Raw genomic sequence first — 19,652 nt, forward strand, 5'->3', positions numbered from 1 at the left:
GTTTCTAGAGAACAGCGTCCTTCCGAACGCCATTGGACGCAAAGAAGCGCTTCAGACGCACGAGCGCCTCTTGCTGGATCTGGCGAACACGCTCGCGCGTGAGGCCCATTTCGTCGGCGAGTTCCTCGAGCGTGGCCGGTTCGATGTGATTCAGCCCGAAGCGGCGCTCGATCACATGACGATGTTTGTCCGACAGCCGCGCGAGCCACGCGCGCGTCAGCGTCTCGAGCTCGCGGTGCTGCACCTCGGCATCGGGCGACTGGCTCTGGTCGTCGGACAACAGATCGAGCAGGCTGCTCGCCGGGTCGAGATCGAGCGGCGCATCGAGCGACGCCGTGTGCTCGTTCAAAGCGAGGATATCGGTGACTTCGTCCGTCGTCTTGCCCGTCAGATACGCAATGTCGTCGATGCTCGCGTCACGGCGCTCGGCCGCTTCGCCCGAATTCATCGAATTCTTTTCGAGGTGGCGCTTCGCGCGCAACACCTGGTTCAGCTCGCGGATCACGTGCACCGGCAGCCGCACCGTGCGCGCCTGATTCATGATCGCGCGCTCGATGCTCTGGCGGATCCACCACGTCGCATACGTCGAGAAACGGAAGCCGCGCGTCGGATCGAACTTTTCGATCGCGTGCATCAGGCCGAGGTTGCCCTCTTCGATCAGATCGAGCAGCGGCACGCCGCGATTCAGATAGCCCTTCGCGATGCTGACCACGAGCCGCAGATTGCGCTCGATCATCACCTGGCGCGCTTCGAACTCGCCCGCCTTCGCGAGGCGCGAATAGCGCTGCTCTTCCTCGACGGTGAGCAGCGGCTTCACGCTGATCCGGTTCAGGTAGTGCTGGATCGTGTCGGCCGTGAGTTCGGCCTGCAGCAACGCGCGAAAGTCGTCGGCGTCGGGCGCGGAATCGTTTGCGCTTTCGCGCCCCTCAGATTCCTCGTCGCGACCCGACGCACGCTCTTCGGAATCGTTGGAGTTCTCGAGGTCCTCGACGTTGTCGTCATCGACCTCCGAAGCGCCAGCGTCGTCCACCGAAACAGGCGTGGCACGGCTCACGGACTCAGTCTCTGCTTGCGACGGGCGGCGCTTCGATTTCGGCATGGTCGTATCGCTTGGCTTATTGCGGCGGCAAATACTTCATTGGGTCGACAGGCTTACCCTGGCGGCGAACTTCGAAATGCAACATCACGCGGTCCGAATCACTGTTGCCCATTTCGGCGATCTTCTGACCTTTGGTCACCGCGTCACCCTCTTTTACCATCAAAGCACGATTATGTGCATACGCTGTGAGATACGTCGCGTCATGTTTGATGATAATGAGATTGCCGTAACCGCGCAGCCCATTTCCTGCATAAACCACGCGACCATCAGCAGAAGCCTTTACCGCTTCGCCCGCCGATCCGCCGATGTTCACGCCTTTGTTCTTCGAATCATCAAAGCCGTTCAACAACGGACCACGCACGGGCCATGCAAACGTCACGTTGCCGTTCGACGCCGTCGCGTCGCTGGCCGCGGGCGGCGGCGTGATCGCCTGTGCACCTGACGCGCCCGGCGCCGCACCGTAAATGGGCGGCTGGTTGGCCAGGCCCGCCGACGGCGCCGGCTGCACGCCCGCAATTGGCGCGTTCTGCACCGCGCCACCGCCAATCGGCGCGGTCGCAACACCCGGCACGACGGGTGCGCCGTTCGCGCCCGGCGGCGCCACGCGCAGCAACTGGTCGACTTCGATCTGGTTCGGGTTCGTCAGGTTGTTCCACGTGGCGATGTCGCGATAGTTTTGACCGTTTTCGAGCGCGATCCTATACAACGTATCGCCGGGCTTCACTCGGTAATAGCCCGGAGGCGGCGGGCCGAGCGGCACGGCCGGCTGCGCGCCGGGCGCGGCGCCCGCCTGCGTGACGGTGCCAAGGGTGCCGGAGCGATCGACGACGGGCGCCTGATCGAGCCGCGTTGCACATGCGGCCAGGACGGACAGCATGGCCACGCAAACGCTGCGCTGAGCGACGGACAACGGGACATTCAGGCTTGTTCTTTGCATCGCGCGAAACATACTCATCGGGGTTAAATCACTCCGGATTTTAAGGGGACAAAGAAAACGCGATCAAGCCGCGATTCGCGCCACTGCGCGGGCCCCGTGCGCTCGACGAGCGTGAGTACCTGCGACTGTCCGTCCTGCGATCCGACAGGCGCCACAAGCCGCGCGCCAATGGCAAGCTGCTCGAGCAGCGCCTGCGGCACATCGAGCCCAGCTGCCGCGATCACGATCGCATCGAACGGTGCCGCGGCCGGCAAACCGATCCGTCCGTCGCCGTAGTGCAGACGGATGTTCGGGATGCGCAGCGGACGCAGGTTCGTCTTCGCGCGCTCGTAAAGCGGCTTGATGCGTTCAATCGAATAGACGTCGCGCGCGACGTGGCTCAGCACCGCGGCCTGATAGCCGCAGCCGGTGCCGATTTCCAGCACGTTCGCGAGCGTGCGGCCCTGCGCGGCCAGCTCGATCATCCGCGCGACCACAGAAGGCTTCGAGATCGTCTGGTGATGGCCGATCGGCAGAGCCGCGTCCTCGTAAGCCTGCGTGGCAAGGCCGGGATCGACGAACATATGACGCGGCACCATCGCCATCGCGTCGAGCACGCGCGGGTCCGTGATGCCGTTCGCCCGCAGCCTTTCGACCATCCGCTCGCGCACGCGTTCTGACGTCAGCGTGACGGCGCTCGTCAACGCGACGTTGGGCGCGCCCGTGCGCTCGAACGACGTCGTCACGGGACGCGGCAACTGGTTGCGCGCGCCGTCATTGCGGATCGTGGTTGCGCCTTTCGTATTGACGATTCCGGACGGACTTTTTGTAATCGCGGGCGTGCGCGCGGACGAACTGGCCGCTTTCGCGTTCGAATTGAGGATGCCTGTCGCGCTCTTCGCGCCCGCCGGCGTTTTTGCGGCCACGTTGCCGCTCACGCCGCTGCGCGCGCGGCCTGCTGCCTGCGCGTTCAGATTGGGTACGGCCGTCTTGGTTGCGGCAGGCTTCGATGCAGCCGGCTTGGCCGCACCCGCTTTCGCGCCGCGTGCGTCCGCCCGGCGCGGCTCGCGCACCAGGTCTTCGAGTCCAAGCGGAAAGCGCTTTGCGCGCTCGCCCGTCATGAAGCGCCGCTCCCGGCGCTCAGCCAGTCGCGCGCCGCGGGCAGCATAGCCGTATGGGTCAGATCGAGTTGCAGCGGCGTGATCGACACGAGGCCGTTGGCCACCGCGTGGAAGTCGGTGCCTTCGCTGGCATCGCGCGCGCCGCCCGCCGGTCCAATCCAGTAGATCGGCTCGCCGCGCGGATTGGTCTGCCGGATCACCGGCTGCGACGGATGCCGCTTGCCCAGGCGCGTGATGCGCCACTCGAGCAACTGCTCGTAAGGCAGGTTCGGAATGTTGACATTCAGCAACGGATAACCGGGCAACGGACGCTCGAGATAGTGCGCAACGATTTCGGCGGCAACACGCGTGGCGTCTTCGAGATGCACCCAGTCTTTATCGACGAGTGAAAACGCGATAGCGGGCACATTGAACATGATGCCTTCCGTCGCCGCGGCGACGGTGCCCGAGTACAGCGTGTCCTCGCCCATGTTCTGCCCGTTGTTGATGCCGGACACGACGAGATCGGGCGTGTGATCGAGCATGCCCGTCAGCGCGATGTGGACGGAATCGGTCGGCGTGCCGTTCACGTAGTAGAAACCGTTGGCCGAGCGCAGCACCGACAGCGGGCGCGAAAGCGTCAGCGAATTCGACGCGCCGCTGCAATTCTGTTCGGGAGCCATCACGGTGACATCGGCGAGCGGCTTCAGCGCTTCGTAAAGCGCAGCAAGGCCTGGCGCCAGATAACCGTCGTCATTGCTGAGTAGGATTCGCATGCGGCGATTGTAACCGAGGAAACAAGGCACGCGAACGACACACGGGCCCCGCGCATGCCTATGCTTTCATGCAGCGTGGCATGTGTGCAGCAGCATGGTGAAAGCGCACGGTCGTTCGAGCTTGCTTTACACTGCTCTGCTACAAGGGTTCGGCAGATGGCGACTGTTGCTTCGTGGCGTTACTTCGCAGCGGCACACGCGTTGCATCAACCACGCGACCGGCACGCAGTCGGAAGCACGCTTATGAACCATGCATGAACCGTGAAGCCTGCAACGCACATTGACCGAAGGGAGACACGATGCGCGCAATCCGCTGCAACCAGTACGGGCCGCCTGAAAGCTTGAACATCGAGGAACTGCCCGATCTCGTGCCGCAAGCCGGCCAGATCGCAATCGACGTCAAAGCGGCAAGCGTCAACTTTCCCGACGTGCTGATCATCCAGAACAAATACCAGTTCAAGCCGCCCCTGCCCTTCACGCCCGGCGCGGAAGTCGCGGGTATCGTGCGCGCCGTCGGCGACGGCGTCACGCAGTTCAGGCCCGGCATGCGGGTGGTCGCCTACACGCAGCAAGGCGGCTTTGCCGAGCAGGCCGTCGCGGACGCGAGCGCATGCGTGCCGTTGCCCGAGGACGCCGACCTCGAGACGGCAGCCGTCTTCACCCTCGCCTATGGCACGTCGCATCACGCCGTGGTCGATCGCGCGGCACTGAAAGCGGGCGAGACGATGCTCGTGCTCGGCGCGGCAGGCGGTGTAGGACTCGCCGCCGTCGAAATCGGCAAGGCGCTCGGCGCACGCGTGATCGCGGCGGCATCGAGCGACGAGAAGCTCGCGACCTGCGTCGCGCACGGTGCCGACGCAACCATCAACTACGCGACGGAAGACTTGCGCGAACGCATCAAGGTGCTCACGGACGGCAACGGGCCCGATGTGATTTATGACCCTGTCGGCGGCAGTTATGCGGAGCCGGCATTTCGCAGCATCGGCTGGCGCGGGCGCTATCTCGTCGTGGGCTTTGCGAACGGCGAAATTCCGAAGCTGCCGTTCAATCTCGCACTGCTGAAAGGCGCGAGCATCGTCGGCGTGTTCTGGGGCGATTTCGCGCGGCGCGAGCCGCAACGCAATGCCGCCGCGTTTCAAGAAATGCTCGGCTGGATTCGCGAAGGCAAGCTCACGCCGCTCGTGTCGGCGCGTTATCCGCTCGAAGACACGGCGCGCGCGCTCAACGACATGGCGCAGCGGCGCGTGCTCGGCAAGATCGTGATCACGCCGTAAGCCTCAATCGCCTTTCAAACACAAACGGCGCGTGACCTTCGCAGGTCACGCGCCGTTTTTCAATTGGAACGTCGGGCGATCAGAGCTTTTCTGTCTCGCCACTCTTCGGCTGCCATTTCATCAGGCGCTTCTCCATCGCGCCGACGATCGCATCGAGTATCAACGCGAAAGCCGTCAGCACGAGAATGCCGGCAAACACGGTGTTGATATCGAACGTGCCTTCGGCCTGCAGGATCAGATAGCCGACGCCGCGCGCCGAACCCAGATACTCGCCCACCACCGAGCCGACGAACGCCAGCCCCACCGACGTATGCAGGCTCGAAAACACCCAGCTCATCGCGCTCGGCAGATAGACGGCGCGCAGCAGCTGCTTGCGGTTCGCGCCGAGCATGCGTGCGTTCGCGAGCACGACGGGGCTCACTTCTTTCACGCCCTGATAGACGTTGAAGAACACGATGAAGAACACGAGCGTCACGCCGAGCGCGACCTTCGACCAGATGCCGAGCCCGAACCACACGCCGAAAATCGGCGCGAGAATCACCCGCGGCATCGAGTTGGCGGCCTTGATGTACGGGTCGAACAACGCGCTCGCGAGCGGCGACAGCGCGAGCCACAAGCCGACCCCCAGTCCGAGCACCGTGCCCAGCGCAAACGCGAGCACGGTCTCGATCAGCGTGATCCACAGGTGCAGATAGATTTCACCAGACGCGAACCATTCCCAGATCCGCACGAGTACTTTCTGCGGCTCGCCGAAGAAGAACGCGGCCTTGTTGGCGTCGTCGAAATAGAACGCGGGCAACAGTGTCGGGCTCGTCAGCACGTACCAGAGCACGAAGCACAGCACGAGCAGCAGCCACTGCCAGATCACGAGGTTCGCGCGGTTCGGGCGCAATGCTTTCCACATCTCAGTTGCCCTCCGGCGCGACCGTCAATTGCTGCTGATAACCTTTGAGCACTTCATCGCGCAGCACACTCCAGATCTGCGCGTGCAATTCGACGAAGCGCGGATGCGAGCGCACTTCGGCGACATCGCGCGGGCGCGGCAGATCGATCGTGAACTCGCCGATCGGCCGCGTACCCGGCCCCGCCGACAGCACCACGACGCGGTCCGACATCGCAATCGCTTCATCCAGATCGTGCGTGATGAAGAGCACGGCCTTGCGCTTCGCGGCCCACAGATCGAGCAGCTCGTTTTCCATCAGCTGGCGCGTCTGGATATCGAGCGCGGAAAACGGCTCGTCCATCAGGATGATGTCGGGATCGAGGATCAGCGTCTGCGCCATCGCGACCCGCTTTCTCATGCCGCCCGACAGCTGATGCGGATAACGATCCCCGAACCCACCTAGGCCGACGCGCTTCAGCCATTCGTCGGCGCGCGCGAGAGCTTCGGCGCGCGGCACGTCATGGAACGACAGGCCCGCCAGCACGTTATCGAGCGCCGAGCGCCACGGCATCAGCGCGTCGGCCTGGAACATGTAGCCCGCGCGCCGGTTGATGCCCGAGAGCGGCTCGCCGAACACCGTCACCGCGCCCGAGGACGGCTCCAGCAGCCCCGCGCCGACGTTCAGCAAGGTCGACTTGCCGCAGCCCGTCGGGCCGACCACGGAGACGAACTCGCCCGGCGCGATGCGCAGCGTCGTGTCCTTGACGGCGGTGTAGCTTTGCCCGCGCTTCTCGCGCGACGCAAACGTGCAGGTAATGTTTTCGAGCGCCAGGGCGGCAACGGTCATCGTTCGGCTCGCTTGTTTCGATGCTTCGGTGGTTCGATGTCGCCACGTCGTGACACGGCAGGGCTTCCGCCCGCACGCGCGTCGCCGGGCGGAAGCCCGGTACGGATCGAGGTTGAATCGAAGTTTAGATCGCGCGTTATGCCTTGACCGTCGCGAGCGCCTTCTTCACGAAGTCGTTCGTCCAGGTCTTCGACAGATCGATCGGCTTGCCATTTATCGTCTCGTCGAACGCCTGCAGCGTCTTCAGCGACGTCGCGGGGCCGTCGGCGGGCATCAGGCCATCGGGCGACATTGCCTCTTTCACGTGCTGCCACGCATCCAGATACAGCGCGCGGTCGCCGAGCAGATACGACTCAGGCACGGTGTTGATCAGCTCGGTGCCCGTTGCCGTCTGCAGCCACTTGAGCGCGCGCACCATCGCGTTGGTGAGCGCCTGCGTCGTATTCGGATTCTTGCTGATGAACGATTGCGAGGCGTACAGGCAGCCGGCCGGCATGTTGCCGCCGAACACCGTGCGCGTGTCGCTGAGCGTGCGCGTATCCGACACGACGCGAATCTCGCCCGAGCGTTCGAGCTTGGTCATCACCGGGTCGAGATTGGCGAGCGCGTCGATCTGGCCGGACTGCAACGCGGCGATCGCGCCGGCGCCCGCGCCGACGCCGATAAACGACACGTCCTTCGCCGTCAGCCCGGCTTTGGCGAGCACGAAGCTCGCCATGATCGACGTCGACGAGCCCGGCGCTGTCACGCCGATTTTCTTGCCCTTCAGATCGGCGATCGACTTGTAGTTCGCCATCGTCTTCTTCGACACGGCGAGCACGATCTGCGGCGCGCGGCCTTGCAGCACGAATTCTCGAAAGTACTGGCTCTTCGCCTGCAACAGCAGCGTGTGCTCGAACGCGCCGGACACCACATCCGCGCTGCCGCCGACGGCCGCCTTCAACGCCTGCGAGCCGCCCGCGAAATCGGAGATTTCGATTTCGAGCCCTTCGTCCTTGAAGAAATTGCGGCGCTCGGCGATGGTGAGCGGCAGGTAGTAGAAGAGGTTCTTGCCGCCGACAGCGATCGCGACTTTCGACGTCTCCAGCTTGCTTTGCGCGAACGCGAGCGGCGAGCCGACGAGCGAGGCGCCCGCGAGTGCCGCGCCGCCTGCGAGGAAGCTTCTTCGTTGCATGGTCCTGTCTCCAGTTTTTGTTCTGTCGCGGGCTGATCCGCCCGTCTTCGTGCGCTAGCGTGTGTGCCCGCTACACGATCTGTTGCGCGTGCAACCTTGCAATGTGGTCCGCATCATAACCCAGCGTTTGCAGAACTTCATCCGTATGTTCACCCAGTTCCGGCCCGAGCCAGCGCGTCTCGCCGGGCGTCTCCGAGAGCTTCGGCGTGACGTTCGGCAGCGTGATGTCGCGGCCATCGTGCCACTTGAACGTCTGGATCATCTGGCGCGCGACGTACTGCGGATCGGTGAACATGTCGGCGACGCTGTAGATGCGGCCCACGGGCACGTCGGCGGCGTTCAGCACGTCGAGCGCTTCGTCGATCGTGCGGCTGGCTAGCCACGCGGCGATCGCGCCGTCGATCTCCTGCGTGCGCGGCACGCGGCCATCGTTATGCGCGAGCGATAGGTCGTTCGCAAGGTCTTCGCGGTCGATCGCGAGCATCAGGCGCTTGAAGATGGGATCGCTGTTGCCGCCGATCACGATGCTTCCGTCGCGGCACGGATAGGTGTTGGACGGCACGATACCCGGCAGCGATGCGCCCGTGCGCTCACGGACCATGCCGTACACGCCGTATTCGGGCACCACGCTTTCCATCATGTTGAAGACGGCTTCGTACAGCGCGACATCGACGACCTGCCCTTTGCCGCCGTTCACCTGCCGATGATGCAGTGCCATCAGCGCACCGATCACGCCATGCAGCGCCGCGATCGAATCGCCGATCGAAATGCCGATGCGCGGCGGCGGCAGGTCCGGATAGCCGGTGATATGACGCAGCCCGCCCATCGATTCGGCAATCGCACCGAAGCCGGGACGGTCGCGATACGGGCCCGTCTGCCCGTAACCGGACAGACGCACCATCACGAGACCCGGATTTTCCGCCGACAGCACGTCATAGCCGAGCCCCAGCTTGTCGAGCAGACCAGGCCGGAAATTCTCGACGACGATATCCGCTTCCTTCGCGAGCTTGCGAACGATTTCCTTGCCTTCGTCGGCCTTTAGATTGATCGTCACCGACTTCTTGTTGCGCGCCTGCACGGCCCACCACAGCGACGTGCCGCCCACTTCGGGATAAAGCTTGCGCCATTTGCGCAGCGGATCGCCGCCCTTCGGATCTTCGATCTTGATCACGTCCGCGCCGAACTCGCCGAGAAAACGCGCGGCGAACGGGCCCGCGATCAGCGTGCCGAGTTCGAGCACCTTGACGCCCGCGAGCGGTCCCTTGGGCTTTTCCGCTTCGGTTTTTTCCGTTGGCGTTGAAGTGGATGCGCTCATGTGTCTCCTGATCTTCGTTGTGCTGGCCGGGCGGTCCTGCTGTCACACGTTGTGGTTCGGACGAGTTGTGGTGCGGACAACGCGCCGTTACATCGAACGCCTGTCGAGCATCGCGCGCGCGATCGTGCCCGCGTCGACATATTCGAGTTCGCCGCCCACAGGCACGCCGCGCGCGAGCCGCGTGACGGACAGGCCGCGCGCCTTGAACGTCTGGCCGAGATAATGGGCCGTCGCCTCGCCTTCGTTGGTGAAGTTGGTCGCGAGCACGACTTCCTTGACGACGCCGTCCGACGCACGCCTGACGAGCCGGTCGAAATGGATTTCTTTGGGGCCGATGCCATCGAGCGGACTGAGGCGCCCCATCAGCACGAAATACAGGCCGCGATAGGTCATGGTCTGTTCGAGCATGATCTGGTCGGCGGGCGTTTCGACGACGCACAGCAGCGTCGGATCGCGTTCGCTGTCGCTGCAGACCTCGCAGATCTGCGCTTCCGTGAACGTGTTGCACTTCTCGCAGTGCTGCAGATGCTCGGTGGCGAACAGCAGCGAGCGGCCGAGTTTTTCGGCGCCTTCCCGATCGTGCTGCATCAGGTGATACGCCATGCGCTGCGCGGACTTCGGACCGACGCCGGGCAGCGCACGCAGCGCTTCGACGAGCGCCGACAAGGCGGAAGGTTGTTTCATGCTGGTACGGCGGCGTCGACGTGTAGTGGGTTGAATCGCGGATGTGTTCCAGCGAGCGAAGCCGCGCCATTCGACAACGAACGGCGAACGCGCGGGCATATGGCCATGAGGCGATGCGGCCATGCGCCGCGCGCGACACGCTGCGCGTTGTTAGAACGGCAGCTTGAATCCCGGCGGCAACGGCAGGCCCGAAGTCATGCCGCCCATCTTTTCCTGCGCGGTGGCTTCTGCCTTGCGCACGGCATCGTTGAAGGCAGCGGCGACGAGGTCTTCGAGCATGTCCTTGTCGTCGGCGAGCAGGCTCGGATCGATCGACACGCGGCGCACGTCGTTCTTGCAGGTCATCGTCACCTTGACGAGGCCCGCACCCGACTGCCCCTCGACTTCGATCAGCGCGAGTTGCTCCTGCATCTTCTTCATGTTTTCTTGCATCTGCTGGGCCTGCTTCATCAGCCCGGCGAGTTGACCTTTCATCATGGACTTGCTCCTTCGTAATAATGGATTCGGTTGGGCGCGTGCGCGTCGGCGTAATGGGAGGCGCGCGCGGAAGTCAGTGGCCGGCCGCGCTCTGGCCGCCTTCGGCGCCCGGCGCGAGCGGGCGAACGGAGCCCGGCACGATGCTCGCGCCGAATTCGCGGATCAGCGACTGCACGAACGGATCGGCGCCAATCTCGCGCTCGGCTTCCTGCTGGCGTTTCGCGCGTTCGATCGAGTCGAGCACGGCGGCCGTGCGCCGCACGGGGCCGACCTCGACCTGCACGTCGATTTCGCTGCCCAGCCGCTCGGCCAGCGCCGCCTTGAGCTTCGCGACCTGCGCGGATTCGGTGTAGAGCTGGACCGCGACGTTGAGCTTAAGCGTCTTGCCCTCGACGGCCATCAGTTCGCTGTTGAACGCGAGCTGATAGGAGATGCCCTTGAGCGGCAGCGTGACGGCAAGCGCCGGCCAATCGCCTTCGACGCCGATCGCATCGAGTGGCACGGCGGGCGGCAGCGTGCGGATATCGACGACGGGCGCGGCTGTCGCAACGGGCGTAGCGGGCGCATTGCCTCGCCCGACCAGCATGTCGTCCGGGCCACTGTCGAAGACAGGAATGAAGTTGTCGTCGGAAGCCGCGAAGAACGCATCGTCCGACGATGCGGGCATATAGTCGTCGGGCGGAATGTCATCCCACGGCGGGACGCCAGAGGCGCCCTGCGGCTGTGCGGCACGCGGCGTCTGCGTGCGCGCGGCGTTTTCCTGTTGCGCGGCGGCCGCGGCGCGGCGGGCGGGATCGGGCGTCGGCACGCGCACGGCGACGCGCGGCGCGGCGGGTTTGGCCGGTGCCGCAGGCGTCGCTGACGCGGGAGCGGCCGAGGCCGGACGGCTTCCCGTCGATACCTTCAGGCCCGCATTGCGCAGCACGTCGAGCGCGGCGCTCGCACCACCTGCGCGGCGCGGAGCGGATTCGGTCTGCGTGGAGGAATCATCTGCCGGCGCAGCGTTATCTTGTTGCCCGATCGACGCAACCGGCGAATCGACGTTCGCTGTCGATTCGGCTGAGGTCGAAGCCGCAGCCACCGACAGCGGCGTGACGGCGGCATCGACAGGCGCGGCCTGAATTTCAGGCGCAGGCTCTGGCGACACGGCCGGCTCAGGAACGGCTTGCGGCTGAACCGGCGCCGGTTCGGGTTTCGCCACCGGAGCGACGCGGGGTGCAATGGCAACGGTAGTAGCCGCTGGCGCATCGCTCGTGCGAGCCTGCGGCGCGGCAGCAGCCGCCGCCGCGACAGGCGCGCCCGTCCGCTTTGCTCCAGCAGCCGGGACGCTCGAGCGGCCAGCCGGCGTCACACCGCCTCCGCCGCCACCGTTCGGGGCCGGTTCGAACGCGAGCATGCGCAGCAGCGTCATCGTGAAGCCTGCGTATTCATCAGGCGCAAGGCCCAGCTCGCTTCGGCCGATCGTTGCGATCTGATAGAACAGTTGCACCTGCTCCGGACTCAGCGTGTCAGCGAAACGGCGCAGGTCGGCGGCTTCCGGCCACTCGTCCAGCACCGACGACGGCGAAAACTGCGCCCACGCGATCTTGTGCAACAGACTTGCCAGATCCTGCAGCGCGGTCGAGAACGACAGGCTGCGCAACGCCATTTCGTCAGCAACCGACAGCACGGCCGCACCCTCGCCCGCGACGAGCGCGTCGAGCAGGCGGATCAGATAGCTTTGATCGAGCGCGCCGAGCATGCCGCGCACGGCTTCCTCGGTGACCTGGTTCGCCGAGTAGGCGATGGCCTGATCGGTCAGCGACAACGCATCGCGCATCGAGCCGTCTGCGGCGCGCGCGAGCAGGCGCAGCGCCTGCGCTTCATGCGGAATTTTTTCTTCGCCGAGAATGTGCTCGAGATGCGACACGATATGCCCTGCCGGCATCTGCTTCAGGTTGAACTGAAGACAGCGCGACAGCACCGTGACGGGAATCTTTTGCGGGTCGGTCGTGGCGAGGATGAACTTGACGTGCGGCGGCGGCTCTTCCAGCGTCTTCAACATCGCGTTGAACGCGTGGTTCGTCAGCATGTGTACTTCGTCGATCATGTAGACCTTGAAGCGCGCATCGACGGGCGCATAGACCGCGCGCTCCAGCAGCGCAGCCATTTCATCGACGCCGCGATTGCTCGCCGCGTCCATCTCGACATAATCGACGAAGCGCCCTTCATCGATCTCGCGGCACGCACGGCACACGCCGCATGGCGTAGACGTGACGCCCGTTTCACAGTTGAGCGCCTTCGCGAAGATCCGCGACAGCGTCGTCTTGCCGACGCCCCGCGTGCCGGTAAACAGATAGGCGTGGTGCAGACGGCCGCCGTCGAGCGCGTGCGTGAGCGCGCGCACCACGTGCTCCTGTCCGACGAGCGAAGCGAAATCCTTCGGCCGCCATTTGCGTGCGAGAACTTGATAGGTCATCCGGAAATTGTATCAGCAAGACTGACGCGAAAAGACGAATCGATAACGCGCCCGATAGCGCGTTCAAGCGAGGCGTGACAACGCTCTGACGCCTCATTGAATTTCGCTAAGGGAGCGATAGAAGATGCCGCGTTTCGAACGACGCCGCAAAGAGAGCAAACAGGGGAAATAATGCGAAGGAAAAAAGGAAGGTGACGAGCCTGACCCTCGGCACTGGCGGAAAACGGCTGTGGCTGCTTCGTTCCCGACCTGACCAGGTTGACCGCACCTCCATGCGAGGAGGCCCGTCACGTCGCATTCTAACATCGCTCGCTGCGCCGCGCGAGAGGCTCGCAGACAAAACGCACAGAAACCCCGTTCAAACTTCGTCGCCACCCTCTTGTGTTCGCGCGCGCGAACTCCAGATAGTTGATGTCACGAGGGAGCTACCGCGCTTCGCATCGACACAGGGATCATCTGAGTGATGTAAAGCCGCGGCGCGAAACCCTACTGTCGGAATGCGTACTATCACGACGGGCAACGCATAGCAATTTAGGCTAAACTGACGTTCAAGTGGCCCGCAAAGCCAAGCCAGCCCGCTCTCCTGAAGGTGTCCCCACGATACTTCCCGCAGCGCGTTTCATGGTTTGTCCTGTGGCAAAGCGAACGGAAAGTTTTCTGATTTTGTTGTATCGTGGCGGGCATTCAAAGCAGGCCTCGAACCGAAAGAGGTATTCACACAAATGAGCGAACACATCAAGCATATTAGCGACGCGTCGTTTGAACAGGACGTCGTCAAATCCGACAAACCCGTGCTGCTCGATTTCTGGGCGGAATGGTGTGGCCCGTGCAAGATGATCGCGCCGATCCTCGACGAAGTTGCGAAGGACTACGCTGATCGCCTGCAGATCGCCAAGATCAATGTCGACGAACATCAATCCACGCCCGTCAAGTTCGGCGTGCGCGGCATCCCCACGCTGATCCTCTTCAAGAACGGCGCGGTCGCTGCACAGAAGGTTGGCGCACTGTCGAAGTCGCAACTCACCGCGTTCCTCGACGGCAACCTTTAATTTGCATACACGGCACGCGCGCCGCAAGCGCGCTGCCCGGCTCGCACAGTGCGTCGGCAGTGAAGCAACGCCACGCATGAAGCGAGCCGCATGATTCTTGTTGTCGCTGGACAACAATGACAACAAGAATCATGCGCCGACAAAGAACCGGCCGCGCAGGCTGGTTTTGGCGTGTGCTATGCTAGAATCCACAAAACGTCGAAAAGACGGGTAAGTCCTTGAGCGGTTCCGCTCACTTCTCCTCCCAGAATTCATTTCAGGTCGCACCTTCTCTGCGGGTTCTCCGTATGCATTTATCCGAGCTTAAGACCCAGCACGTTTCCCAATTGATCGAGATGGCCAATGGTCTCGAGATCGAAAGTGCGAACCGCCTGCGCAAGCAGGAACTGATGTTCGCCATTCTAAAAAAACGCGCCAAAACGGGCGAAACGATCTTCGGTGACGGCACCCTCGAAGTGCTGCCGGACGGCTTCGGCTTCCTGCGCTCACCGGAAACCTCGTATCTCGCCAGCACGGACGACATTTACATCAGCCCGTCGCAGATCCGCCGCTTCAACCTGCATACGGGCGACACGATCGAAGGTGAAGTCCGCACGCCGAAGGACGGCGAGCGCTACTTCGCGCTGGTGAAGGTCGACAAGGTCAACGGCCAGCCGCCGGAAGCCTCGAAGCACAAGATCATGTTCGAGAATCTGACGCCGCTGCACCCGAACAAGGTGCTGCTGCTCGAACGTGAGATGCGTGGCGAAGAAAACGTCACGGGCCGGATCATCGACATGATCGCGCCCATCGGCAAGGGTCAGCGCGGTCTGCTCGTCGCGTCGCCGAAGTCCGGCAAGACCGTGATGCTTCAGCACATCGCGCATGCGATCAAGCAGAACCATCCGGACGTGATCCTGTTCGTGCTGCTGATCGACGAACGTCCTGAAGAAGTGACGGAAATGCAGCGCTCGGTGGCGGGCGAAGTCATTGCGTCCACCTTCGACGAACCGGCCGCGCGTCACGTGCAGGTCGCCGAAATGGTGATCGAAAAAGCCAAGCGCCTCGTCGAAATGAAGAACGACGTCGTGATCCTGCTCGACTCGATCACGCGTCTCGCACGCGCCTACAACACGGTTGTCCCCGCATCGGGCAAGGTGCTGACGGGCGGTGTCGACGCGAACGCGCTGCAACGTCCGAAGCGCTTCTTCGGCGCGGCCCGTAACATCGAGGAAGGCGGTTCGCTGACCATCATCGGCACGGCGCTGATCGAAACCGGCAGCCGCATGGACGACGTGATCTACGAAGAGTTCAAGGGCACGGGCAACATGGAAGTGCACCTCGAGCGCCGTCTCGCGGAAAAGCGCGTCTATCCGTCGATCAACCTGAACAAGTCCGGCACGCGTCGCGAAGAACTGCTCATCAAGCCTGAGATCCTGCAAAAGATCTGGGTGCTGCGCAAGTTCATCCACGACATGGACGAAGTCGAAGCAATGGAATTCCTGCTCGACAAGATCCGCCAGACGAAGAACAACGCCGAGTTCTTCGACATGATGCGTCGCGGCGGCGGCTAAATAGCCATCGCGCCCGTCGGCGTTCGCGCCCACAAAAAACGCCTGCTTTCGAGCAGGCGTTTTTTTATTTTCACGCGCTGCGCCTGCGCAAGCGACAATGCGATCGCGCACCTATCTCTATAATGCTTCACCTCCCGCCGACCAGTGAAGCATCACCATGCCGATCGCCGATTCCCCCACTCTGCTGACCGTGCGCGACGCCGCCGAACGCCTCGCCGTCACGCCGCGCACGCTCAAATACTACGAAGAACGCGGGCTCGTCACGCCCAGCCGCAGCGAAGGCCGCTATCGTCTGTACGACGAGGATGATCTCGAACGCTTTTCGCGCATCCTGCGTTTGCGCGCGCTTGGTTTTTCGCTGGCAGGCATCACCGAAATGCTGAAGCGGCCGCTCGAAAACACCGAAAGCGGACGCCGTGGCTATTCGATGGAATCGTTGCAGCAGATACGCGACGGTCTCGCGCAGCAGGTCGAGTCGCTCGATGCGCGGATCGAGTCCGTGCAGCGCGAACTGAAGGAAGCGCAGAAGCTCAAAGCCGAACTGAGCGACGACCTGGATTACGTGCAGCGCCGTCTCGCCGGCGAGAGCGCTGACGAACTGATCCAGAAGCGGCGCGCATCGGCCGCTTTGAAGCGCACCAAAGGCACGAAAGCCTGAACGCCGCGCGGGCCGCCGCCCTACATCGATCACTCAAACAAATCCAGGCACGCGATGTTTTCGAAACTCACTCGATGGCTCGACACGCGCCGCCGCGACCGCGCGCTGCGCACTTACGCAATCGACGACGCGCTCTGGCAGGCGACGCTCGACGGCCTGCCATTCCTGTCGCATTTCGCGCCCGCCGACCTGCAGCGCCTGCGCGAGATGACGAGTCTCTTCATCGCGCAAAAGGAATTCTCGACTGCACACGATCTCGAACTGACCGAACAGATTACCGTCGCGATCGCCGTACAGGCCTGCCTGCCCGTGCTCAATCTCGGGCTGGAACTGTATCGCGGCTGGGTCGGCGTGATCGTCTATCCGGGCGAGTTCGTGATCCGCAAGACTGTCGAAGACGAAGACGGGGTCGTGCATGAAGTCGAGCACGATGCGAGCGGCGAAGCTTGGGAAGGCGGACCCGTGATCCTGTCGTGGGAAGACGCGCAGATGACGGACAGTTCGGACGCCTACAACGTCGTGATTCACGAGTTCGCGCACAAGATCGACATGGTGACGGGCGAAGCGGATGGCCACCCGCCCCTCTTTCGCAAGCTGCATGCGCCGCTCGATTCCGCGCATTGGGCGGACGTGTTCGACCACGCATACGACCAGTTCTGTGCGAAGGTCGACGCGGTGCCGGATCGCCGCTGGGCGCGCTTCGAGCGTGAATCGCTGATCGATCCGTATGCAACCGATCATCCATCGGAATTTTTTGCCGTGTGCAGCGAGGCGCTGTTCGTGAAGCCGCGCGAGTTCGAGGCGGAGTATCCGGAGCTATACCGGCTGCTCGCGCGTTATTACCGGCAGGACCCGGCGCGCACGGGCGCCCTCGGCGACGCAAGTATCTGATCGGCAAGGAAAAATGGCCGAAAGTAATCCGGTGCTGCCTCTGCGAAAAAACGTCCCCGAGCCTCGTCAAAGGTCTGATTTTCTGGCATAATCGCCGTTTTTCGACCTTAGGCAAGTGGCTCGCGGTTGCGGAATTCTCCGGCTCCCGGGTTGGCTACCGCCAGACTAAAGGAAAGACCATGAAAGAAGGCATTCACCCGAATTACCGCGAAGTCCTGTTCGTCGATATGTCGATCGACTTCAAGTTCGTGACGCGCTCGACCATCCAGACGCGTGAAACGGCCGAATTCGAAGGCAAGACGTACCCGCTGGCGAAGATCGAAGTCTCGGCGGAATCGCACCCGTTCTACACGGGCCAGCAAAAGATCATGGACACGGCCGGCCGCGTCGAGAAGTTCAACAAGAAGTTCGGCTCCCGTGCTACGGGCAAGGCCGTGAAGTAATACCCCGCGAAGTTGTACGTGCGTGGCCCCGACTCCCGTCCGGGCCGCTACGATGCAAAAAGGGCAGCGCAAGCTGCCCTTTTTTGTCGGTGGACGCTTTGTCGACACACCGCCCGGGTCCGCGTCGACAATTCGCCCGCCCCCCGCCCGTTTATCTGCCGTGCAACTGTCTGTAAGGCAGCGTGTGACGCGCACCGCGCCACCCGTCTACAATGCCGCATGTCTGAATCCGAGACGCCTCCTGCGCTCCACCAATAACTCACGGCTGCCACGCGCGCGGCCCCACACGAACACCGCATGAGATCTGTCGTTCGCCTCACTGCCTCCGCCACCAGCGCGCTGCCGCGCTGGCTGCTGCTTACCATCTGCGTCGTGTATGCGTCGTTCGGCCTGTTCGGGCGCGACCCGTGGAAGAACGAGGATGCAGCCGGCTTCGGCGTCATGTGGACGATGGCCAACGGCTCGCTGCACGACTGGCTGCTGCCGAATCTGGTCGGCAAGTACATGACGTCGGACGCGCCGCTCGGCTACTGGCTCGGCGCGAGCGCGATCCGCGTGCTGGACCCGCTGGTCGACGCGAGCAATGCGTCGCGGGTGTTCACGGGCCTGCTGTTCTGCGCCGCGTGCGCGTTCGTCTGGTACGCGGCCTATCTGCTTGGTCGCCGGCCCGAAGTGCAGCCGTTCAAATACGCATTCGGCGGCGAGCCCGAGCCGCGCGACTATGGCCGCACGCTCGGCGACGGCGCGCTGCTGATCCTGCTCGCCACCTTCGGCCTCGCCGAACGCGGCCACGAAACCACGCCGCAGATCGCGCAGTTCGTCTGCATCGCGATGCTCATCTACGGCCTCGTGCGGATGGTCGACAAACCCGTTCAGGGCGCGCTGATCTGGGGTGGCGCGATCGGCCTCGTCACGCTGACGAGCAGTCCTGTGCTGGTCGGCGCGCTGCTGATCGGCACCTTTGCGATGATGGTGATCGTCCACGAGACGCACTGGCGCACGCTGATGCTGGCCGGTCTGCCCGTCGCGCTGGCGCTGTCGGTTGCGTGGCCGCTCGCGGCCATCGCGCTCTACCCCGATGACGCCGTCTGGTTCCTCCAGCAATGGATGCGCAGCAGTCTGCATGCGTTCGCGGGCCCCTATGGCTCGACGCTGCTCTACGCGGTCAAAAACCTGTCGCTGTTCGCATGGCCCGCGTGGCCGCTCGCGATCTGGGCGTGGTTCAGCTGGGCCGGGCTGCGGCGCGCGCCGCACATCGCGATTCCGCTTTCGGTGATCGCGCCGATGCTGGTTCTCGTCGTGCTGCAAAGCCATGGCTCGAACCGTCTGTTCATGCTGCTGACGCCCGCGCTCGCGGTGATCGCCGCGTTCGCGCTGCCGACGCTCAAGCGCGGCGCGATCAATGCCATCGACTGGTTCGCGGTGCTCAGCTTCACCGTGCTCGGCTCGTTCGTCTGGCTGGTGTGGCTCGCGGGCATGACGGGCTTTCCGCATCAGCTGGCGCGCAACCTTGCGCGCCTCGCGCCGGGCTTCACGCCGCAGTTCAAGATCCTGTCGTTCGTGTGCGCGGTCGCCGTGACCGTCTGCTGGTTCGTGCTGGTGCAATGGCGCGTGGCGCGTCATCCGAAGGTACTGTGGCGCAGCGTCGTGCTGTCGAGCGCAGGTACGACGCTGATGTGGGTGCTGCTGATGACGCTATGGCTGCCCGTCGTCAACTACAGCCGGACCTACAAGGACGTCGCCCAGCAGATCGCCGCGCACCTGCCGTCCGACTACAACTGCATTTCGCCCGCGCGCCTGGGCGACGCGCAGATCGCCACGTTCGCCTACTTCGGCGACATGCATTTTTCGTTCGACGATGACTGCGACGTGCTCCTGCGCCAGGACAGGCAGGACTTCGGCGAGCCGAGCGCGATGTCGAACTTCGTCTGGAAGCTCGTCTGGGAAGGCCGCCGCGTCGCCGACCGCGACGAACGCTTCCGCCTGTACGTGCGTATCGACCGGCCGCAGCCGCCCGTCAAGCGCCGCCCGTGGCGTCCCAAGAAAGCCGGCTGA

At 63.7% G+C, this 19,652-nt stretch carries 18 protein-coding genes and 1 other RNA gene; 7 read left to right on the forward strand and 12 right to left on the reverse strand.

Annotation, left to right across the window (positions count from 1 at the left end; translation table 11 throughout):
- Positions 1 to 4: 4 nt before the first annotated feature.
- Genes rpoS through surE form a run of 4 tightly spaced genes read right to left on the reverse strand, consistent with a single transcriptional unit; the run spans position 5 to position 3,891 of the window.
- On the reverse strand, positions 5 to 1,099 hold the full coding sequence (rpoS, locus tag C2L64_RS09065) for an RNA polymerase sigma factor RpoS (protein ID WP_007586478.1): 1,095 nt from the start codon (positions 1,097 to 1,099) through the stop codon (positions 5 to 7).
- 16 nt (positions 1,100 to 1,115) lie between these two features.
- On the reverse strand, positions 1,116 to 2,054 hold the full coding sequence (locus C2L64_RS09070; RefSeq protein ID WP_090835257.1) for a peptidoglycan DD-metalloendopeptidase family protein: 939 nt from the start codon (positions 2,052 to 2,054) through the stop codon (positions 1,116 to 1,118).
- A gap of 5 nt (positions 2,055 to 2,059) precedes the next feature.
- Complete coding sequence (locus tag C2L64_RS09075) at positions 2,060 to 3,136, reverse strand: protein-L-isoaspartate(D-aspartate) O-methyltransferase (protein WP_090835260.1); 1,077 nt, start codon at positions 3,134 to 3,136, stop codon at positions 2,060 to 2,062.
- Entirely contained in the window at positions 3,133 to 3,891 is a 759-nt protein-coding gene (surE, locus tag C2L64_RS09080; RefSeq protein ID WP_090835262.1) for a 5'/3'-nucleotidase SurE, read from the reverse strand. Before surE ends, C2L64_RS09075 begins: the two co-directional genes overlap by 4 nt.
- A gap of 299 nt (positions 3,892 to 4,190) precedes the next feature.
- Here surE and C2L64_RS09085 point away from each other — a divergent pair, with 299 nt between their 5' ends.
- Positions 4,191 to 5,165, forward strand: coding sequence for an NADPH:quinone oxidoreductase family protein (locus tag C2L64_RS09085; protein WP_090835266.1), 975 nt, complete (start codon positions 4,191 to 4,193; stop codon positions 5,163 to 5,165).
- Positions 5,166 to 5,244: 79 nt separating this feature from the next.
- On the opposite strand, the gene C2L64_RS09090 is transcribed toward C2L64_RS09085, so the two are convergent.
- The 8 genes from C2L64_RS09090 to ffs all read right to left on the reverse strand — a co-directional run bounded on the left by C2L64_RS09090 (position 5,245) and on the right by ffs (position 13,292).
- Complete coding sequence (locus C2L64_RS09090; RefSeq protein WP_079485784.1) at positions 5,245 to 6,069, reverse strand: ABC transporter permease; 825 nt, start codon at positions 6,067 to 6,069, stop codon at positions 5,245 to 5,247.
- Position 6,070: 1 nt separating this feature from the next.
- Positions 6,071 to 6,895 (reverse strand): ABC transporter ATP-binding protein, encoded by an 825-nt coding sequence (locus C2L64_RS09095; RefSeq protein WP_007586487.1) that lies wholly within the window; start codon positions 6,893 to 6,895, stop codon positions 6,071 to 6,073.
- 136 nt (positions 6,896 to 7,031) lie between these two features.
- The gene (locus C2L64_RS09100) at positions 7,032 to 8,069 is read right to left on the reverse strand and encodes an ABC transporter substrate-binding protein (RefSeq protein WP_090835270.1); all 1,038 of its coding nucleotides are present in this window, start codon (positions 8,067 to 8,069) and stop codon (positions 7,032 to 7,034) included.
- A 70-nt stretch (positions 8,070 to 8,139) separates the two neighbouring features.
- Entirely contained in the window at positions 8,140 to 9,384 is a 1,245-nt protein-coding gene (locus tag C2L64_RS09105) for a CaiB/BaiF CoA transferase family protein (RefSeq protein ID WP_090835272.1), read from the reverse strand.
- Between the two features lie 87 nt (positions 9,385 to 9,471).
- Positions 9,472 to 10,068: a recombination mediator RecR gene (recR, locus tag C2L64_RS09110; protein ID WP_007586491.1), complete on the reverse strand. Its 597-nt coding sequence runs from the start codon at positions 10,066 to 10,068 to the stop codon at positions 9,472 to 9,474.
- Positions 10,069 to 10,218: 150 nt separating this feature from the next.
- Complete coding sequence (locus C2L64_RS09115; RefSeq protein WP_007182071.1) at positions 10,219 to 10,545, reverse strand: YbaB/EbfC family nucleoid-associated protein; 327 nt, start codon at positions 10,543 to 10,545, stop codon at positions 10,219 to 10,221.
- 73 nt (positions 10,546 to 10,618) lie between these two features.
- Positions 10,619 to 13,003, reverse strand: coding sequence for a DNA polymerase III subunit gamma/tau (gene dnaX / locus C2L64_RS09120; protein WP_090835273.1), 2,385 nt, complete (start codon positions 13,001 to 13,003; stop codon positions 10,619 to 10,621).
- A gap of 190 nt (positions 13,004 to 13,193) precedes the next feature.
- An RNA gene (gene ffs / locus C2L64_RS09125) (signal recognition particle sRNA small type) lies at positions 13,194 to 13,292 on the reverse strand.
- A gap of 433 nt (positions 13,293 to 13,725) precedes the next feature.
- Between ffs and trxA the strand changes: the two genes are divergently transcribed.
- The 6 genes from trxA (at position 13,726) to C2L64_RS09155 (ending at position 19,652) form a co-directional block, all read left to right on the forward strand.
- The gene (gene trxA, locus C2L64_RS09130; RefSeq protein ID WP_007586494.1) at positions 13,726 to 14,052 is read left to right on the forward strand and encodes a thioredoxin TrxA; all 327 of its coding nucleotides are present in this window, start codon (positions 13,726 to 13,728) and stop codon (positions 14,050 to 14,052) included.
- A gap of 287 nt (positions 14,053 to 14,339) precedes the next feature.
- The gene (gene rho / locus C2L64_RS09135; RefSeq protein ID WP_007586495.1) at positions 14,340 to 15,605 is read left to right on the forward strand and encodes a transcription termination factor Rho; all 1,266 of its coding nucleotides are present in this window, start codon (positions 14,340 to 14,342) and stop codon (positions 15,603 to 15,605) included.
- A 157-nt stretch (positions 15,606 to 15,762) separates the two neighbouring features.
- Entirely contained in the window at positions 15,763 to 16,263 is a 501-nt protein-coding gene (locus C2L64_RS09140) for a MerR family transcriptional regulator (protein WP_007586496.1), read from the forward strand.
- A 54-nt stretch (positions 16,264 to 16,317) separates the two neighbouring features.
- Positions 16,318 to 17,154: a M90 family metallopeptidase gene (locus tag C2L64_RS09145; RefSeq protein WP_090835275.1), complete on the forward strand. Its 837-nt coding sequence runs from the start codon at positions 16,318 to 16,320 to the stop codon at positions 17,152 to 17,154.
- A gap of 179 nt (positions 17,155 to 17,333) precedes the next feature.
- Positions 17,334 to 17,597 carry a type B 50S ribosomal protein L31 gene (locus tag C2L64_RS09150; protein WP_007586501.1) on the forward strand — a complete coding sequence of 88 codons (264 nt, stop codon included), beginning with the start codon at positions 17,334 to 17,336 and terminating at the stop codon, positions 17,595 to 17,597.
- Positions 17,598 to 17,894: 297 nt separating this feature from the next.
- Positions 17,895 to 19,652: an ArnT family glycosyltransferase gene (locus C2L64_RS09155; RefSeq protein WP_090835277.1), complete on the forward strand. Its 1,758-nt coding sequence runs from the start codon at positions 17,895 to 17,897 to the stop codon at positions 19,650 to 19,652.

The sequence above is a fragment of the Paraburkholderia hospita genome, from assembly GCF_002902965.1.
Taxonomy (GTDB): Bacteria; Pseudomonadota; Gammaproteobacteria; order Burkholderiales; family Burkholderiaceae; genus Paraburkholderia; species Paraburkholderia hospita.

Coding starts and splice junctions, on each gene's coding strand:
- C2L64_RS09150 (WP_007586501.1), top strand. CDS start 17,334: ATGAAAGAAGGCATTCACCCGAATTACCGCGAAGTCCTGTTCGTCGAT.
- C2L64_RS09085 (WP_090835266.1), top strand. CDS start 4,191: ATGCGCGCAATCCGCTGCAACCAGTACGGGCCGCCTGAAAGCTTGAAC.
- trxA (WP_007586494.1), top strand. CDS start 13,726: ATGAGCGAACACATCAAGCATATTAGCGACGCGTCGTTTGAACAGGAC.
- C2L64_RS09090 (WP_079485784.1), bottom strand. CDS start 6,069: ATGTGGAAAGCATTGCGCCCGAACCGCGCGAACCTCGTGATCTGGCAG.
- C2L64_RS09115 (WP_007182071.1), bottom strand. CDS start 10,545: ATGATGAAAGGTCAACTCGCCGGGCTGATGAAGCAGGCCCAGCAGATG.
- C2L64_RS09070 (WP_090835257.1), bottom strand. CDS start 2,054: ATGAGTATGTTTCGCGCGATGCAAAGAACAAGCCTGAATGTCCCGTTG.
- C2L64_RS09075 (WP_090835260.1), bottom strand. CDS start 3,136: ATGACGGGCGAGCGCGCAAAGCGCTTTCCGCTTGGACTCGAAGACCTG.
- rho (WP_007586495.1), top strand. CDS start 14,340: ATGCATTTATCCGAGCTTAAGACCCAGCACGTTTCCCAATTGATCGAG.
- rpoS (WP_007586478.1), bottom strand. CDS start 1,099: ATGCCGAAATCGAAGCGCCGCCCGTCGCAAGCAGAGACTGAGTCCGTG.
- recR (WP_007586491.1), bottom strand. CDS start 10,068: ATGAAACAACCTTCCGCCTTGTCGGCGCTCGTCGAAGCGCTGCGTGCG.
- C2L64_RS09095 (WP_007586487.1), bottom strand. CDS start 6,895: ATGACCGTTGCCGCCCTGGCGCTCGAAAACATTACCTGCACGTTTGCG.
- C2L64_RS09140 (WP_007586496.1), top strand. CDS start 15,763: ATGCCGATCGCCGATTCCCCCACTCTGCTGACCGTGCGCGACGCCGCC.
- C2L64_RS09145 (WP_090835275.1), top strand. CDS start 16,318: ATGTTTTCGAAACTCACTCGATGGCTCGACACGCGCCGCCGCGACCGC.
- dnaX (WP_090835273.1), bottom strand. CDS start 13,003: ATGACCTATCAAGTTCTCGCACGCAAATGGCGGCCGAAGGATTTCGCT.
- C2L64_RS09105 (WP_090835272.1), bottom strand. CDS start 9,384: ATGAGCGCATCCACTTCAACGCCAACGGAAAAAACCGAAGCGGAAAAG.
- surE (WP_090835262.1), bottom strand. CDS start 3,891: ATGCGAATCCTACTCAGCAATGACGACGGTTATCTGGCGCCAGGCCTT.
- C2L64_RS09100 (WP_090835270.1), bottom strand. CDS start 8,069: ATGCAACGAAGAAGCTTCCTCGCAGGCGGCGCGGCACTCGCGGGCGCC.
- C2L64_RS09155 (WP_090835277.1), top strand. CDS start 17,895: ATGAGATCTGTCGTTCGCCTCACTGCCTCCGCCACCAGCGCGCTGCCG.